At 61.7% G+C, this 17,111-nt stretch carries 15 protein-coding genes; 8 read left to right on the top strand and 7 right to left on the bottom strand.

The features are described 5' to 3' along the window. Positions 1-48 precede the first annotated feature (48 nt). Positions 49-1,290 (bottom strand): TIGR03862 family flavoprotein, encoded by a 1,242-nt coding sequence (locus KGA96_RS11015; RefSeq protein WP_223512792.1) that lies wholly within the window; start codon positions 1,288-1,290, stop codon positions 49-51. A 280-nt stretch (positions 1,291-1,570) separates the two neighbouring features. Beyond that, positions 1,571-2,491, bottom strand: coding sequence for a histone deacetylase (locus tag KGA96_RS11020; protein ID WP_223512795.1), 921 nt, complete (start codon positions 2,489-2,491; stop codon positions 1,571-1,573). Positions 2,492-2,570: 79 nt separating this feature from the next. Between KGA96_RS11020 and KGA96_RS11025 the strand changes: the two genes are divergently transcribed. The 3 genes from KGA96_RS11025 to KGA96_RS11035 all read left to right on the top strand — a co-directional run bounded on the left by KGA96_RS11025 (position 2,571) and on the right by KGA96_RS11035 (position 4,704). After that, positions 2,571-3,140, top strand: coding sequence for a GNAT family N-acetyltransferase (locus KGA96_RS11025; RefSeq protein ID WP_046041725.1), 570 nt, complete (start codon positions 2,571-2,573; stop codon positions 3,138-3,140). A 104-nt stretch (positions 3,141-3,244) separates the two neighbouring features. Then, entirely contained in the window at positions 3,245-4,114 is an 870-nt protein-coding gene (tesB, locus tag KGA96_RS11030; RefSeq protein ID WP_046041726.1) for an acyl-CoA thioesterase II, read from the top strand. Continuing rightward, positions 4,111-4,704 carry an HAD family hydrolase gene (locus tag KGA96_RS11035; RefSeq protein ID WP_046041727.1) on the top strand — a complete coding sequence of 198 codons (594 nt, stop codon included), beginning with the start codon at positions 4,111-4,113 and terminating at the stop codon, positions 4,702-4,704. Before tesB ends, KGA96_RS11035 begins: the two co-directional genes overlap by 4 nt. Before the next feature lie 142 nt (positions 4,705-4,846). Here KGA96_RS11035 and KGA96_RS11040 read toward each other — a convergent pair whose 3' ends face one another. The 4 genes from KGA96_RS11040 to KGA96_RS11055 form a co-directional block, all read right to left on the bottom strand. Next, positions 4,847-5,806 carry an alpha/beta hydrolase gene (locus KGA96_RS11040; RefSeq protein WP_046041728.1) on the bottom strand — a complete coding sequence of 320 codons (960 nt, stop codon included), beginning with the start codon at positions 5,804-5,806 and terminating at the stop codon, positions 4,847-4,849. Then, complete coding sequence (locus tag KGA96_RS11045; RefSeq protein ID WP_046041729.1) at positions 5,807-6,700, bottom strand: neutral zinc metallopeptidase; 894 nt, start codon at positions 6,698-6,700, stop codon at positions 5,807-5,809. A 226-nt stretch (positions 6,701-6,926) separates the two neighbouring features. Next, a complete protein-coding gene (locus KGA96_RS11050; protein ID WP_046041730.1) occupies positions 6,927-7,760 on the bottom strand; it encodes an aldo/keto reductase in 834 nt (277 codons plus the stop codon). Then, positions 7,744-9,492 (bottom strand): FAD-dependent oxidoreductase, encoded by a 1,749-nt coding sequence (locus KGA96_RS11055; RefSeq protein WP_046041731.1) that lies wholly within the window; start codon positions 9,490-9,492, stop codon positions 7,744-7,746. Before KGA96_RS11055 ends, KGA96_RS11050 begins: the two co-directional genes overlap by 17 nt. A gap of 172 nt (positions 9,493-9,664) precedes the next feature. On the opposite strand from KGA96_RS11055, the gene KGA96_RS11060 reads away from it, so the two are divergent. The 4 genes from KGA96_RS11060 (at position 9,665) to KGA96_RS11075 (ending at position 13,464) form a co-directional block, all read left to right on the top strand. Further along, on the top strand, positions 9,665-10,441 hold the full coding sequence (locus KGA96_RS11060; RefSeq protein WP_223512798.1) for an IclR family transcriptional regulator: 777 nt from the start codon (positions 9,665-9,667) through the stop codon (positions 10,439-10,441). Between the two features lie 161 nt (positions 10,442-10,602). Further along, entirely contained in the window at positions 10,603-11,658 is a 1,056-nt protein-coding gene (locus KGA96_RS11065) for a Gfo/Idh/MocA family protein (protein ID WP_223466830.1), read from the top strand. Positions 11,659-11,660: 2 nt separating this feature from the next. Next, positions 11,661-12,476: a sugar phosphate isomerase/epimerase family protein gene (locus tag KGA96_RS11070; protein WP_223512801.1), complete on the top strand. Its 816-nt coding sequence runs from the start codon at positions 11,661-11,663 to the stop codon at positions 12,474-12,476. A 109-nt stretch (positions 12,477-12,585) separates the two neighbouring features. Continuing rightward, on the top strand, positions 12,586-13,464 hold the full coding sequence (locus KGA96_RS11075; RefSeq protein ID WP_046041735.1) for a DMT family transporter: 879 nt from the start codon (positions 12,586-12,588) through the stop codon (positions 13,462-13,464). Positions 13,465-13,527: 63 nt separating this feature from the next. Here KGA96_RS11075 and KGA96_RS11080 read toward each other — a convergent pair whose 3' ends face one another. Beyond that, the gene (locus KGA96_RS11080) at positions 13,528-14,865 is read right to left on the bottom strand and encodes an MFS transporter (RefSeq protein WP_223512804.1); all 1,338 of its coding nucleotides are present in this window, start codon (positions 14,863-14,865) and stop codon (positions 13,528-13,530) included. 270 nt (positions 14,866-15,135) lie between these two features. Here KGA96_RS11080 and quiC point away from each other — a divergent pair, with 270 nt between their 5' ends. Beyond that, positions 15,136-17,037 (top strand): 3-dehydroshikimate dehydratase QuiC, encoded by a 1,902-nt coding sequence (gene quiC / locus KGA96_RS11085; RefSeq protein WP_223466833.1) that lies wholly within the window; start codon positions 15,136-15,138, stop codon positions 17,035-17,037. Positions 17,038-17,111 lie beyond the last annotated feature (74 nt).

Here is a 17,111-nt window from a genome sequence, read left to right on the forward strand (position 1 = left end):
AGACCCCCTGTAGGAGCGAGCCTGCTCGCGATGGCGGCACCTCGGTTTTCAGCCCTTACGCTGCAACCACTCAATCATTCCAAGTCCGGCCGCTCGCCCACTGGCGAAACACGCGGTCAGCAGATAGCCGCCGGTCGGCGCTTCCCAATCGAGCATTTCCCCGGCGCAGAACACGCCGGGTAGTTGCTTGAGCATCAATCGCTCATCCATCGCCTCGAACAACACACCGCCAGCGCTGCTGATGGCCTCGTCCAGTGGGCGGGTTTTCACCAGCGTCAGTGGCAATGCCTTGATCGCGTTGGCCAGCAAGGCCATGTCGGCAAAGCAGTCGGCGCTGGTCAGTTCACGCAATAGCGCCGCTTTGACCCCATCGATACCCAACTGACTGTGCAGGTGCTTGGCCATGGAGCGCGATCCCCGGGGTTTGCTCAACGCCGCCATAACTTTATCCACAGGCCGGCCCGGTAACAGGTCCAGATGAATGGTTGCCGAACCGTGCTGGTTGATCGCCTCGCGGATCGGTGCCGACAGGGCGTAGATCAAACTGCCCTCGATTCCGGTGGCGGTAATCACGCATTCGCCGAGCCGCGGAACGTCATCGTTAAGGCCGATGGCGATGTTTTTCAGCGGCGCGCCGGCGAATTTGCTGACCATCAACTCGCTCCAGGCCTGCACCTCGAAGCCGCAATTACTGGGTTGCAACGGCGCCAGTCCTACGCCGTGTTGCTCCAGTGTCAGCATCCACGCGCCGTCCGAGCCCAACCGCGACCAACTGCCGCCACCGAGGGCGAGCAGGGTGGCATCGGCTTGCACGGTTGTTTCGCCTTCCGGGCTGTCGATGCGCAATCCGCCACGCTGGTCCCAGCCGAGCCAGCGGTGGCGGGTGTGGATAACTACGCCGCTGTCGCGCAGGCGCTTGAGCCAGGCGCGCAGCAGCGGTGCGGCCTTCATGTCGGTGGGGAATACCCGGCCGGAGCTGCCGACGAAGGTGTCGATGCCCAGGTCATGAATCCACTGGCACAACGCTTCGGCGCCGAAGGCGCGCAGCAGCGGGGCGATCTGCGGGGCACGTTCGGCGTAGCGCGAGAGAAACGCCGGGTAGGCTTCGGAGTGCGTGATGTTCATGCCGCCGACGCCGGCCAGGAGGAATTTTCGCCCGACCGAGGGCATGCCGTCGTACAGGTCGACCTTGATCCCGGCCTGGCTCAACACTTCGGCCGCCATCAGACCGGCGGGGCCGCCGCCGATGATGGCGACGTGAGGGGGGAGGGCTGACGAGGATTGGGTCATGGGATGCGCTGCGGTCTGACGGGATAAGCCGGGCATTCTATCAGCCCCGCCCCCTGTAGGAGCGAGCCTGCTCGCGATGGCGACGGTACATTCAACATCTGTGGGCCTGACAGACCGCTATCGCGAGCAGGCTCACTCCTACAGGGTTTAGAGGTGTCTTTGAAGGGTGGTTAAAAAACGACCACATCACTGTAGCCTATACACCGTGTGGGCTGCAGGCCCTTTCACTCAGGTTATCCACAGGCAGTTCCACAGGCATTGTGGGTAAAGCATCCACAGCTCAATGACAACCTGATGACTGCCAGACCCGCTGCGCGCTGTGATGGAGGATGCCGTGACGGCGGGCCAGGGCCTGGCGGTCCTTGCTGTAGCCGCCGCCGATCACCCCGACCAGCGGAATGTCACGGCCCAGGCAATGGCGCATCACGCTTTCATCGCGGGCGGCGACGCCTTCGTCTGTCAGCTTCAGATAACCCAGGGCGTCGTCCTTATGCACATCGACACCGGCGTCATACAGCACCAGGTCCGGTTGGTAGAGCGGCAGCAGGTAGTTGAGTGCATCGTCCACCACCTTCAGGTAGTCGGCATCGCCCATGCCGTTGGGCAGCGGAATGTCCCAATCACTTTCGGCCTTGCGTGCGGGAAAGTTCTTCTCGCAGTGCAAGGAAACGGTTACCGCCTCCGGAGTGTTGTGCAGTATTCGTGCGGTCCCGTCGCCCTGATGCACGTCGCAATCGAAGATCAGCACCCGATTCACCCGACCACTTTCCAGCAGGTAATGGCTGATCACCGCCAGGTCGTTGAAGATGCAGAACCCGGCCGGGTAGTCGTAGTGCGCATGGTGGGTGCCGCCCGCCAGGTGGCAGGCCAGACCATGCTCCAGTGCCTGCTCGGCCGCCAGCAACGAACCGCCGACCGCCCGCACCGTACGCCGGGCCAGGGCTTCGTTCCAGGGCAGGCCGAGGCGGCGCTGGTCTTCGCGGGATAATTCGCCACTCATGTAGCGTTCGATATACGAAGGGTCATGGGCGAGGGCGAGAATCTCTGCCGGACACAGTTCCGGGCGCAACAGGTCGGCGTCGAGGGTCAGGCCGCTGTCCACCAGGTGATCGCGCAACAGGCGGAACTTGTCCATGGGGAAGCGGTGGTCCGCCGGAAACTCGGGACTGTAGTCTTCGTGATAAATCAGCGGCAGTGGCATGGTCATTTCATGTAGGAATGAGAGAAGGATCCTACCAGCGTTGTAGACTGGCGACATTGAAATGGAGGGGCGGGGCACGATGGAGCCAATACTGGAACTTGAAAGCGCTCGGCTGCTGTTGCGCCAGTGGCGCGACGAAGATTTAGCGGACTTTGCGGCGATGTGTGCCGATCCGCAGGTGATGCGCTATTTCCCGGCAACCTTGAGCCGGCTGGAAAGCGCATCATTGATCGGGCGAATCCGTGGTCATTTCGCCGAGCACGGTTATGGTCTCTGGGCCTTGCAGCGAAAGGACTCTGGCCAGTTCATCGGGTTTACCGGGCTCAACGTGGTCGGATTCGACGCGCCTTTTACCCCCGCCACGGAAATCGGCTGGCGCCTGGCCCGCGAGCACTGGGGCCTCGGTTACGCCAGTGAAGCGGCGTGGACCGCTCTGCGCTGCGGGTTCGACCGCTTGCCGCTGAAAGAGGTCGTGGCCTTCACGACGCAAACCAATCTGCCGTCAGAGAAAGTCATGCAGGCCATCGGCATGCACCATGATCCGGAAAATGACTTCGATCACCCGCGACTCGAAGCCGATCATCCGTTGCGGCGGCATGTGCTGTATCGCATCAGCCGCGAGCAATGGCTGCAAACCTTGCATGGATAACCTGACACGGACGTTTACAATGGCCCTCGTGGGCAGAGTCCAGAAACTGAATCGAGCGTTGCAGCCAAGGCTGCGCGACAATGTTTTGCGTGAGGAGCATCTGAATGAGCCAAGTGTTGGATGATCTGGTCGACCTGCTGACCCTGGAGCCGATCGAAGAAAACCTGTTCCGTGGCCGTAGCCAGGACCTGGGTTTTCGTCAGTTGTTCGGTGGTCAGGTGCTCGGTCAGTCGCTGTCGGCGGCCAGTCAGACGGTTGAAGAGGCGCGCCATGTGCATTCGATGCACGGCTATTTCCTGCGTCCGGGCGATGCCGGGTTGCCGGTGGTGTATCAGGTTGACCGGGTGCGTGACGGTGGCAGTTTCAGCACGCGTCGGGTGACGGCGATCCAGAAGGGCCACCCGATCTTCACATGCAGTGCGTCGTTCCAGTACGACGAAGAAGGCTTCCAGCACCAGACCGAAATGCCGCAAGTGGTCGGCCCGGAAAACCTGCCATCGGAGCTGGAGATCACCCAGCAGCGCGCACACCTGATCCCCGAAAAAATGCGCGAAAAACTGCTGTGCCCGAAGCCGATCGAATTTCGCCCGGTGACCGAGAAAGATCCCTACAACCCGCTGCCCTCCGACCCGGTCAAGTACGTCTGGTTCCGCGCCGATGGGGCTTTGGCCGATTCGCCGGCGCTGCATAAATACCTGCTGGCCTATGCATCGGACTTCGGTCTGCTGGTCACCTCGATGCAACCCCACGGCAAATCGGTCTGGCACAAGGACATGCAGGTCGCCAGCCTTGATCACGCGTTGTGGTTCCATCAGGATCTGCGCGCCGATGACTGGTTGCTCTACGCGATGGACAGTCCGTGGGCCGGCAACTCCCGTGGATTCTCCCGTGGCAGCGTGTTCAACCGCGCCGGACAACTGGTGGCCTCGGTCACCCAGGAAGGCTTGATCCGTCACCGCAAGGATTGGGCATGAGCCTGGCCGACGTGCGTCACTGGGTGTTCGACATGGACGGTACCCTGACGGTGGCCGTGCACGACTTCGCGGCGATTCGCGTGGCGTTGGCGATCCCTGCCGAACACGACATCCTGACCCACCTCGCCGCACTGCCGGCCGAGGAGGCTGCGGCCAAACATGCGTGGCTGCTGGAGCATGAGCGGGACCTGGCCCTCGGTTCGCAACCGGCACCGGGCGCGGTGGAGCTGGTGCGCGAACTGGCCGGGCGCGGTTATCGCCTGGGCATTCTCACGCGCAATGCCCGGGAGCTGGCACATGTCACACTGGAGGCCATTGGCCTGGCCGACTGCTTTGCGCTGGAGGATGTGTTGGGTCGTGATGATGCGCCGCCCAAGCCGCATCCGGGCGGGCTATTGAAACTGGCCGAAGCGTGGAAGGTGCCGGCGAGCGAGATGGTGATGGTGGGTGACTACCGCTTCGATCTCGATTGCGGGCGAGCGGCGGGTGCACGCACGGTGCTGGTGAATCTGCCGGATAATCCATGGCCGGAATTGACCGATTGGCATGCGGCGGATTGTGTTGAGTTGCGGCAGATGCTGTTGGCTTGAAGAATAGGCTGTCTGATCCGACGCCTTCGCGAGCAAGCCCGCTCCCACAATAGGTCTGTGTGGACTCGATATCGAATATCACTAGAGAACCACTGTGAGAGCGAGCTTGCTCGCGATGGCGTCAGATCAGGAACTGCATAACCTACTGCCCAAACAACGCCTTCTGCCCCTCCGGCGATGTAAACATCCCATCCCCGTCATGCCCGACCCCGGGTACTTCAATCAGTTGCTGCTTCAACCCTTGCGGTTGCAGCCGCTTCAGATAATCAAAGTAGTAACGCCCGCGGGCCAATCGATACGGCCCTTGCGCCCTGGCCTCACAGCTCTTGTCCAGCGCCGGATGATTCGGATCGATGTCCTGCTGCCCCAGCAGATAAACAACTTCACGCTTGAGGTAACTTTCCTGCAACTGCGCGGCGGTTTGTCCTTCGGCGTAGGCCGGTAAATCCGTCAGCCCGTACTTCCAGCGATTGAAATTCGGGCAACCGGCGTGGCTGAACGCCACGGGCCGACGCTCATCGAAATAAGCATAGGAGGACGGATTGGCGATTACGTAGCGCACCTGCACGCCGGCCGCATCGAGCTCGGATTGCGCGTGACCGAGCAACGCATAGCGCTGAACCACCTGCGCGCCGCCGGAGTGCCCGGCGATGACGATTTTCTTCACATCCGGAAACTGCTGGCGGTCACCAAGGCGGGCGATGATTTCGTCGAGCGCCGCGTAGGAACTCAGCCGAAACGGTGCCGTGGATTCGCCGCCGGCCATCCATTCATTGCCTTGCCAGCGCAAAACGGAGTCGGCCACCGGATGGACAGCAACATCGGTTTCATTGAGGAATTGCGGGGCGATCACCAGGGTCGTAGCGCTTTGCCCGGCCAGTTCGGCCGCGTGCTCACCGCTCTGCAGATAGGTTTGCGCGTTGCGCAAGCGACCGTGGAGGATGATCAGCACCCGTTCGATTTTTGCCGGGGCGGGGCTGATGCCCACCGCGATTTCACCTGATTTCAACAACAGGCGCCCTGAGCTGAGGTCTTTGACCCCATGCTCGGCGGCCTGGGACGTTGCGCAAGTAAACAGAACAACCAACAACCACTTCTTCATTTACAGATTTTTCGCCGCAAAGGTATCGCACTGGCCAACCTGGCCTTGGGCGAAACCGGTTTTGAACCAGCGCACCCGTTGCGCCGACGTACCGTGGGTGAACGAGTCCGGGACTACACGGCCCTGTCCCCGCTGTTGCAAACGATCGTCACCGATGGCGTTCGCTGCGTTCAGTGCTTCTTCGATGTCGCCCGGTTCCAGCCAGTTCAGGCGCTTCTGCGCATTGTTGGCCCAGACGCCGGCCAGGCAATCGGCCTGCAGTTCCTGGCGAACCAGCAAACCGCCGTCGCCTTCCATTTGCCGGCCTTGTTGGCGCGCTGCCTGAATTTTCGCGGAAACCCCGAGCAAGGTCTGCACGTGGTGTCCGACTTCGTGAGCGATCACGTAGGCCTGGGCGAAGTCGCCCGCGGCGGAAAAGCGTTGGGACATTTCCTGGAAGAACGCCATGTCCAGGTAGACCTTCTGGTCGGCCGGGCAATAGAAGGGGCCGGTCGCCGAGGTGGCCAGACCGCAGGCCGAATTCACGCGGTTGCTGAACAACACCAGGGTCGGGTCCTTATATTGACGGCCGGCCTGCTGGAATATCGCGCCCCAGGTGTCTTCGGTGTCGCCGAGGATCGAACGCACAAATTCCGCGCTCTGATCGTTGGCCGGCGGTGCCTGGCGACTCTGGTTGGTGGCGGGCGCCGATTGCTGCTCCATTTGCCCGGTCAGTTGTCCGAGGATCTGCAGCGGATCCTGGCCGGTGATCCAGCCGATGCCGACAATCAGGAGGATCGCCGTCAGGCTCAAGCCCTTGCCACCGCCAAAACGCATGCCGCCGCCACCGCCGCCGACATCATCGCCACGGGCGTCGACCACGTTGTCGCTGCGTCGGCCTTTTTTCCATAGCATGTGGGAATCCTCTTCTGTTCCGGGTAAAGCTCCGTGCGATGAGTGTTGCTGCCAAGTGGGAGCGGCGCCAGTCCGGTCGTCCGTCTTTTTCTTGCGCACAGGCTGATTCCCGGCACCCCGCGAGGGGCTGCCGAGAAGGTTTCAGGCTTGTATTGAACACAGATAACCCATCGAATTCCGTCGGGCGATGGGTTTTTATTGTGAGGGCGATCGCCGGTCCTGCGGATTATTCGTCGAATGCATCCCATACCGGCGCAAAGTCAGGGCTGACCTGACGCTCGCGTTTGGACAGGTTGGCGATCAAGGCACGGTCTTCATCATCCAGTCGCACATCCAGCGCCGCGAGGTTGGCCAATTGATTGGACTCGCTGCTGGCCTTCGGGATCGCGGCCACGTTGGGTTGATCGAGCAGCCATTTGAGCGCGACCTGGGTCGGTAGTACGCCGTGTTTCGCGGCGATTTGCTGGATGGCCGGAATCTGCGACACCTTGTTGCGCGCCAGTGGCGTGTAGGCTGTCAGCGCAAGATCTTGTTGACGGGCGTAGTTGAGCAGGGCGTTTTGTCCGAGCAGCACGTGGTACTCGACCTGGATCGCCGACAGCGGCGCCCCCAGCTCTTCGACGACTTTGCGTAGCAAGGGCAGTGGAAAATTCGCCACGCCAATGTTGCGCGCCAGGCCTTGCTCCCTGAACGATACCAGGGTTTCTATGGTGCGCGGCAAGTCCCAATCGGTGGTTGGCCAATGGAGCATGAACAGGTCGACGTATTCGCTGCGCAGGGCTTTGAGGCTACGGTCCATGGAGTGGCGCATGGCGTCGGGTTGCAGTTGGTCCCACCAGACTTTGGTCGTGACATGGATCTGCTCGCGGGGTGTCGGACTGTTCGCCAGCGCCTGTCCGACAGCGTCTTCGTTGTTGTAGGCCGAAGCCGTGTCGATGTGCCGGTAACCCAGGGCCAGAGCCTGCTCCACGGCACGGGTGCATTCTTCGCCGAGCATTGGCCAGGTGCCGAGGCCGAGTTTCGGCATGTTCAAACCCTGTGGGTTAACGATGTGCTGCATGGTCGATCTCCTTTTCATACGCAGTGACGCCTGCGATATGGCGCGCAGCGATGTAGCCGAAGGTCAGCGCCGGGCCGAGGTTGATGCCGCCAGCGGGGTAGTGGCCGCCCATGATGCTGGCCATGTCGCCGCCCGCCGCGTACAGGCCGGCGATGGGTTGCGCCGCGTCATCCAGGACCTGGGAGTGTTGGTTCACCTTGAGTCCGGCGAAGGTGCCGAAGCAGCCCGGCTGGACTTTCACGGCATAGAAGGGGCCTTGTTCGATCGGCGCGACGCATGGGTTGGGTTGTTGCCGTGCGTCACCCTGCTTGCGGTTGTAGGGCGTGGAGCCACGACCGAACTGCGGGTCCTCGCCGTTGCGCGCGTGGCGGTTGTAGTTCGACACGGTGGTGCGCAAGCCAACCGGGTCGATGCCGCAGGCGGCAGCCAATTCCTCAAGGGTGTTGCCGGTTTTCAGATAGCCGCTGCGGATGAAGGATGACAGCGGCACCGGAAATGGCCGAGAGATGCCCAGGCCATATCGACGCTGAAAGCCATGGGTGCAGATCAGCCACGACGCCACTTCTTCACCCGGCGGGGCGGCGGCGACCATGGCCGTGACGTAGTCGTAGTAGCCGTTGGCTTCATTGACAAAACGCTGGCCGTTGCTCAGCACACCGATGATGCCGGGTTTGCCCCGCTCGATGATGTGCGGGAAGTGTCCCGTGCTGCCGTCGCTGTGCGGCACCTGCGACACCGGCGCCCAGGCGACGGCGGACGCCATGTCGCTATTGACCCGGGCACCGGCACTTTCCCCCAGGCGCAGGCCATCGCCGCAAACGCCGAGGGGCGGCAAGGCCAAATGCTCATGCCCGGTCGGTGTGCGGGGGAACAGTGCCTTGCGGCGTTCTATGTCATTGGCGAAACCACCCGCGGCGAGCACCACGGCCTTGCGTGCATGGATGCGCACCGAGCCTTTGGTGGTGATGACCACGGCACCTCGTACCTGATCATTCTCGCGCAGCAATCGGCTCACCGGCGCGGATTCCCAGAGCAACACGCCGAGGTCTTCGGCGGATTTCGCCAGGCGTGCCACCAAGGCCACGCCGTTGACCAGTTGCATCGCCCGGCCATGCATGGCGAGGTCAAACAGGTGACGGCTGAAACGCCGCGTAACATGCCAGGCCGCCGACAGCGAACGGGTCAGGTTGAGGAATGCCGTGAGGTCCGCTCCCGCCATGATCGGCATGCCCATGAACGATGTTTCCCGCATGGTTTTGCGCAGGCGCTTGAGCAGTGTGCCGACTTTTCGTGCGTCGTAAGGGGCAGCGATCACCGAGCGTCCACCGGTACCGGCCCCGGGCGTGTCGCCATGAATGTCGGCAATGGCGTTGCCATCGGAAAACTGCAGCGAGGTGTGCTGCTCGAAGAACGACACCATCCGCGGGCCGGCCTCCAGGAAAGCGTCGATCAACGCCGGGTCAAAACGCTCGCCCAGTTCGTGTTTCAGGTAAGTGCGCGGCAGTTCAACGTCTTCGACGATGCCCGCGCGCCGGGCCAGCGGGTTGCAGGGCACCCAGGCCCAGCCACCGGACCAGGCCGTGGCACCGCCGAACACAGGGTCCTTTTCCACCACTATGACTTTCAGCCCGTGCCACGCGGCGGTCACAGCCGCCGACAGTCCCGCCGCACCGGAGCCAACGATCAGCACATCGCAGTCGATGTCGGGAAGAAAGTGCGCTTCGGCAGGCATTGTTGAACTCCGGTGTGTTTTTTTTGGAATCTGGTTCCGGAAAATATAAGAATCAGGTGAGGCCGGACAAGTCTTGAGGGGGTAAAGCGGGCGGTTATCGAACGGTCAGTTCCAGATTTCGCATTCGTGCGGTTGTCTTCTAGAATCGAGCAAATTTTGCGTGGAACCGACCATGGCCGGCAGTCAGATCGAACGTGTTTTCAGTGTGCTCGAAAGCCTCACCAGCGATCCCCGTGGCCTGCCGATGCAGACCCTGGCGGAGCAACTGGATATCCCCAAGAGCGCGACCCATCGCCTGCTGGCCGAGCTGATCCGCCTCGGTTATGTGCGGCAGAATCCGGATAATTTGCGTTATCACCTCTCGACCAAACTGGTGGCGATGGGCTTCCGTTACCTGTCGAGCAGCGGTGCCGACATCGTGCAGCCGGTGCTTGACCGCCTGGCGCAGGAAACCGGCGAACTGGTACGTCTCGGGGTGATCGACGGTGAGCGTCAGACCTGGATTGCCAAGTCCCAGGGCGCGCGTTCCGGTCTGCGTTACGACCCGGATATGGGCCGCGATGCGCCGTTGTTCTACACAGCCTCGGGGCATGCGTGGCTGGCGTGCATGAGCGATGCCGAGGCCTTGTCGCTGGTGGAACGGCAGGGCGCGCAGGTGCCGGAACATGTGGGACCGAACGCGCCGCGCTCGAACATCGAATTGCTCGAGCGCCTGCGTCTGGCGCGGAAGCAGGGCTACGCCTGGGTCGAGGAGAGCTCGGCGGTCGGCACTTCGGCGATTGCGGCAGTGGTGCGCCATCCCGCCGATGGGCGGGTGATCGGCGTGCTCAGCATCGCCGGACCGAGCGCACGGATGCCGGGGGCGCGGCTGCATGAGCTGGCGCCGTTGTTGCTGGCATATACCGAGGAGTTGTCGGCGGCAAGTTTGGCGTCGGAGTTGTTTGCTTAAGACCCTCGCAAAAAAACCTCTGTAGGAGCGAGCTCTATGTACAGCTTGAGAAGCTGTGCGCTGTTCGAACACTTTCAGGACAGGTCTGTGTAAGAATCTGGAACCAGGTTCTAAATTATTGGAATTCATCGCTCCAATAACACTCACAAGAGGACCGTATCTTGAATTCGCCACTTCGCATCGCCCTGATCGGTGCTGGCAACATGGGCCAGCAGCACTACCAACATCTGCAATCCCTGACTGAAGCGACGTTGTGCGCCGTGGCCGATCCCGGACCGCAGGCGACCAGTCTTGCGGCGCAATGGGGCGTAGCCTGTTTCGCCGATCATCGTCAGATGCTGGAGCAGGCGAAGCCAGACGCTGTCATCGTCGCCAACCCGAACACGCAGCACGTCAGCACGGCCCTCGATTGCCTCGCGGCCGGCGTGCCGGTACTGCTGGAAAAACCGGTTGGCGTGCACCTGGATGAAGCCAGGGAGCTGGTGGCTGCCTCGAAGGCCAGTGGCGTTCCGGTACTGGTCGGACATCACCGTCGGCACAACCCGCTGATCGCCCGCGCCCACGAACTTGTCCACAGCGGCGCACTGGGTCGGTTGACCACGGTCACAGCGCTCTGGCAGTTGCGCAAGCCCGACAGCTATTTCGAAACACCCTGGCGCCGCGAGGCCGGTGCGGGGATGTTGTTGACCAACCTGATCCACGACCTCGATCTGCTGCGGCACTTATGCGGTGAAGTGCGTCAGGTGCAGGCCATCACCAGCAATGCCATTCGCGGGTTTGCCAATGAGGATTGCGCGGCGGTGTTGCTGCAATTCGACAACGGCACACTGGGCAGCCTGACCGGCTCCGATGCGGTGGCCGCGCCCTGGAGCTGGGAGCTGGATTCGGGGGAGAACCCGGTGTATCCGCGCCATCCTGATCAACCGTGTTACTTGCTGGCCGGAACGGGTGGGGCGCTGAGCATTCCGCAGCTCAAACGCTGGCACTACAACGAAGTCGATGGCGGCTGGCATCAACCGTTGCTGGCAACCCAGGAAAGCTTCAGTGCCGATGAAGCCCTGCGTTTGCAGTTGCAGCACTTCGTGCGCGTTGCGCGCCGGGAGGTCGAGCCGCTGGTGAGTGCCGCCGATGCCGCGCGTACGTTAGCGCTGATCGAAGCCATCCGCGAAGCTGCCGAAACCGGGCGTGCCTGCGCGCCATCCTTGATCGAGGGTTGAGCATGAGCGAGCGTATCTTCTCCCTGGCCAGCCTGACCGTGCTGGAGTTGTCACCACCTGACATGGTCGAGGTCGCCGCGCGGGCCGGTTACAGCCATGTCGGCTTTCGTCTGGTGCCGGCGACCCCGGAGGAGCACCATTTTGCCCTGGTGGCCGACCACGAATTGCGGCGCCAGACCCTGGCGCGTCTGCGCGATACCGGTATTCGGGTGCTGGACGTCGAAATCCTGCGGCTCAAGCCGGAAACCGTCGTAGCCGAGTTCGAAAAGATCCTCGCGGTGGGTGCCGAGTTCGGCGCCAGTGAGTTGCTGGTGGCCGGCAACGATCCGGACGAACAGCGGCTGACGCAGCGTTTTGCCGAGCTCTGTGATCTGGCGGCAGCCTATGGGCTGCACCCGCACCTGGAGTTCATGCCCTGGACCGATGCGCGCAATCTTCAACAAGCCACGCGTATCGTGGAAAACGCCGGGCGTGCAAACGGCGGCGTATTGGTCGACGCCTTTCACTTCGACCGCTCTGGATCGCGGCTGGAAGATCTGGCCAAAGTTGCCCCCTCACGGTTACGGTATGCACAGTTGTGTGACGTCGCAGGACCTCGGCCGGCCAATATGGCGGAGATCTTGCGCCAGGCGCGTAACGAACGGCGTTTCCCCGGCGATGGCGATTGTGACTTGCCGGGGTTGTTGCGCGGTTTGCCGGCTGACATTCCGTTGAGCCTGGAGATTCCCACCGTGCAGTTGCTGGAGCAGGGCGTGAGTGGACTGGATCGGGCGCAGATGGCGCTGGATAAAACCCGGGAGTTGTTGGCGCGGCTGTAATCGGTGCGGCGCACCTGTCTCGGGCAAGCCATGCTCCCACAGGTTCTATGCTGGCTGAGTGGAAGCGTGGTTTGCCCGTGATGCTTTTGATTTCAAGTAAGGAAACCCAATGACCGTCAGCACCCCGCTTTCCGGCGTCAATCAGCCCTTCAAAGGGATCCTGCTGATCGTTGTCGCAACCTTCCTGTTTTCCAGCCACGACGCCTTTTCCAAATACCTCTCCGGTTTCTATCCCATTGTCATGGTGGTCTGGGCGCGCTACGTGGTTCACACCTTGTTGATGGCCGGGATTTTCCTGCCGCAGTCCGGGCTGCGGGTGCTGCGTACCAAACGGCCATTGCTGCAGGTGATCCGGGCGCTGTGCCTGTTGGGCACCAGTCTGTTTTTCACCACGGGGCTGATGTACATCCCGCTGGCCGAGGCCACGTCGGTCAACTTCCTCGCTCCGGTACTGGTCACCGCGCTGTCGGTACCGCTGCTGGGCGAGCGGGTGACGCGGGGGCAATGGCTGGCAGTGATTTTCGGTTTTAGCGGGGTGCTGATCATCGTTCACCCCGGGGGTGATCTGTTTACCCCGGCGGTGTTGCTGCCGTTCTGCTCGGCGCTGTTTTTCTGCTTCTATCAACTGCTGACGCGCAAGCTCAGCGAGATTGACAGCCCGACCACCAGCAACTTTTTCGCAGGCTTGTGCAACACGCTGGTGATGAGTGCGCTGGTGCCGTTCTTCTGGCAGACGCCGAACCTGGTGCATGGCGCGATGATGCTGGCGCTGGGGGCCTGCGGGATGACGGCTCACCTATTCCTGACCCAGGCGTTCCGCCTCGCGGCACCGGCACTGCTGGCGCCGTTCAGCTATTGCCAGATCATCTTCGCCGGTCTCTTGGGCTGGCTGCTGTTTTCCCACACGCCGACACTGACCACCGTGCTCGGCATTGCCGTGATCTGCTGCAGCGGGTTGGTGGCCGCGTGGCAACAAAGCCGCCGCTAAGCTGCGGTAAAACGCAGGCAAAAAAAAGCGCAGACCCGAGATCGGGCCTGCGTCGAGGGAACATCAGTCTTCTGTTTTCGGAATCTTGCGCGGTGCCATGAAGTACATCCAGGTCAGCGCAATGAAGTACATCGCCGGAATCATGGTGAACAGCACGGTGTAGTTGTTGTTGGTGACGGTCAGGATGTGGCCGACCAACTGGGTCATGAACATCCCGCCAATCGCCGCACACATGCCGCCGAAACCGAACACCGTACTCATCATGTGCTTGGGCGTGTAGTCCATTACCAGGCTCCAGATGTTCGCGGTCCAGGCCTGGTGCGCACCGATGGCCAGGGAGATGGCGGCCACCGCGACCCACAGGTTGCTGGAGCCGGCCGCCATGATCACGCCGATGATGCAGCAGGCGAACAGGAACATGGACATCAGTCGCGCCTTGATCGGGTTGACGCCGCGACCGATCAGGAACGAGGAAAGGATGCCGCCACCAACGCTACCGAAGTCGGCAGTGAGGTAGATGATGATCAGCGGGATACCCATCTGGGTGACGTTGATGCCCAGGTTGTATTGCTGGTTGAGGAACGGCGGCAGCCAGTACAGGTAGAACCAGAACACAGGCGCCGTCATCGAGTAGGCGAGGGCGAAGGCCCAGGTGCCGCGCATGCGCAGGATTTTCGAGAACGGCACGCGGGTTTGTTCCGGTTCGACTTCGTTCTGGATGTAGTCCAGTTCCGACTGTTTGACGCTCGGGTGGTCTTCCGGATTGAAGTACTTCAGGCCCCAGAACAGCAACCAGATCCCGCCCAGTGCCGACATGCACAGGAACGCGGCCTGCCAGCCCCAGACGTGCAGGATCAGTGGCAGTAGCATGGGGGTGAACATCGCACCAACGTTGGTGCCGGCGTTGAAAATGCCGGTGGCCACGGCGCGCTCGCCGGCCGGGAACCACAGGCGGGTGGTTTTCACGCAAGCCGGATAGTTCGCTGCTTCGGTGAGGCCGAGGATGAAGCGGCAAACCATGAAACCGACCGCCGAAGTGGCCAGGCCGTGGGCACCGGTCGCCAGGCTCCAGAGCAGCACCGCGCAGAAGAACACGCGCTTGACGCCGACCCGGTCGATCAAGCGGCCTTGCAGCACGAAGCCGATGGCGTAGCCGACCTGGAACCAGAAGTTGATGTTGGCGTAGTCCATCGCCGTCCAGCTCATCTCCTTGGCCAGGATAGGCTGCATCACGCCCAGGGCGGCGCGGTCGATGTAGTTAAGGGTAGTGGCGAAAAACACCAGTGCCAGCATGCCCCAACGGGTTTTGCCGACTGCCATGGCGCCGCGGATTTTGTTGCCGATGCCACCGGCAGTGACGTTCATGGCCGGAGCCATGCGTGAGCTTTGGGAAGGAATCATGTGTACCACCCGTTTTTTTGAATTTGTTATTTGGTGTTTTGGACATCGCGGCCGGTGCTGCGTGTCCGGACTTAATGTGAGGACGATGTTGGGCAGTGGACAAAAAATCGTCAATTCGCCAATCACCATTTTGTTCGATAATCGAACACAAAACTAACTGGGTAGTACACTTTAAATTGCTCAATGCATCGCCCAGCTCAATAATCCGCTCACTCTTTTAAAAGCGGCGCAAATTCCCTGTAGCCGAAGCCTCCACCGGGAGCCGAAAACATGCAGCGTTCCATTGCCACCGTATCCTTGAGCGGTACCCTGCCGGAAAAGCTCGAAGCCATTGCCGCCGCCGGGTTCGACGGCGTCGAGATTTTCGAGAACGACCTTCTCTACTACGACGGTAGTCCGCGGGAAATTAAACAGATGTGCGCCGATCTCGGGATCGCCATCACCCTGTTTCAACCGTTCCGCGATTTCGAAGGTTGCCGCCGCGATCGCCTGTCGCGCAACCTGGAACGTGCCGAGCGCAAGTTCGACCTGATGCAGGAGCTGGGCACTGACCTGGTGCTGGTGTGCAGCAATGCATCGGCCGAGTCCATCGGTGATGAACAGATTCTGGTCGACGACTTGCGACTGCTGGCTGAGCACGCCGGGGGACGCGGCCTGCGCATCGGTTACGAAGCGCTGGCCTGGGGCCGGCATGTGAACACCTGGCAACAGGTGTGGAACATCGTGCGTCAGGCCGATCACCCAAGCCTCGGCGTGTTGCTGGACAGCTTTCACACCTTGTCGCTCAAGGGCGATCCAAGCGCTATCGCCGAGATTCCAGGCGACAAGATTTTCTTCGTGCAAATGGCTGACGCGCCGATCCTGGCCATGGACGTGCTGGAGTGGAGCCGGCATTTTCGCTGCTTCCCGGGCCAGGGTGAATTCGACTTGCCGGGGTTCCTCGCGCCGATCATCAAGAGCGGCTACACCGGGCCGCTGTCGCTGGAGATCTTCAACGACGGTTTCCGCGCCGCACCGCCACGGGCCAACGCCGCCGACGGCTTACGTTCGTTGCTGTACCTGGAAGAGAAAACCCGCGAGCGTCTGGCGCAGGAGGCCACGCCTGCGGCCAACTCCGAGATTCTGTTCGAAACGCCCAAGGCCAGTGAGTACAACGGCATCGAGTTCCTGGAGTTTGCCGTGGACGAAAGCCTCGGCGCCAAGCTCGCCCATTGGCTGGAGCGACTGGGCTTCGTCAAGGCCGGGCAGCATCGCTCCAAGAGCGTCAGTCTGATGCGCCAAGGCGATATCAACCTGATCCTCAACTCCGAGCCTTACTCGTTCGGCCACAGCTTTTTCGAAGCCCACGGCCCTTCGTTGTGCGCTACCGCCGTGCGGGTCAAGGACAGCGCCAGCGCGCTGGCCCGCGCCGTGGCCTACAAGGGCCAGCCCTATCGCGGGCTGGTGGGCCCCAATGAATTGGAACTGGCGGCGGTGCGTGCGCCGGATGGCAGCCTGATCTATCTGGTGGACCAGGATGCCGACGTCTACGGCACCGACTTCAATCTGCTGGCGGATGCGCCGGTCAGCGGTGGCCTCAAGCGCATCGACCACATGGCCATGGCGCTGCCGGCCGACAGCCTCGACAGTTGGGTACTGTTCTATAAGAGCCTGCTGGATTTCGAGGCGGACGATGAAGTCGTGCTGCCGGATCCTTATGGCCTGGTGAAGAGCCGTGCCTTGCGCAGTCGCGACAGTTCGATCCGCCTGCCACTGAACATTTCCGAGAACCGCAACACCGCGATCTCACATGCGCTGTCGAGTTATCGCGGCTCCGGTGTTCATCACATCGCGTTTGATTGTGATGACATCTTTGCCCAGGTCAGCCGTGCAAAAGAGGCGGGCGTGCCGCTGTTGGATATCCCGCTCAACTACTACGATGACCTGGCGGCGCGGTTCGATTTCGACGACGAGTTCCTCAGCGAACTGGCCTACTACAATGTGTTGTACGACCGCGATGCTCAGGGCGGTGAGCTGTTTCATGTGTACACCGAGCCGTTCGAGGGGCGATTCTTCTTCGAGATCATCCAGCGTAAAAACGGTTATGCCGGCTACGGCGCGGCCAACGTCGCGGTGCGCCTGGCGGCCATGGCCAAATCCCGTAGCGGCGCATTGCGCCAGGCGAAGTTGTAGGAAATTCGTAAACGCGGGATTAAACGTGGGCCGCGCGGCTTCCTTCACCGTGCCGCGCAGCCCATAATCGCCAG

Origin of the sequence: Pseudomonas sp. GL-R-26, assembly GCF_019947365.1 — a bacterium.
Lineage (GTDB): Bacteria > Pseudomonadota > Gammaproteobacteria > Pseudomonadales > Pseudomonadaceae > Aquipseudomonas.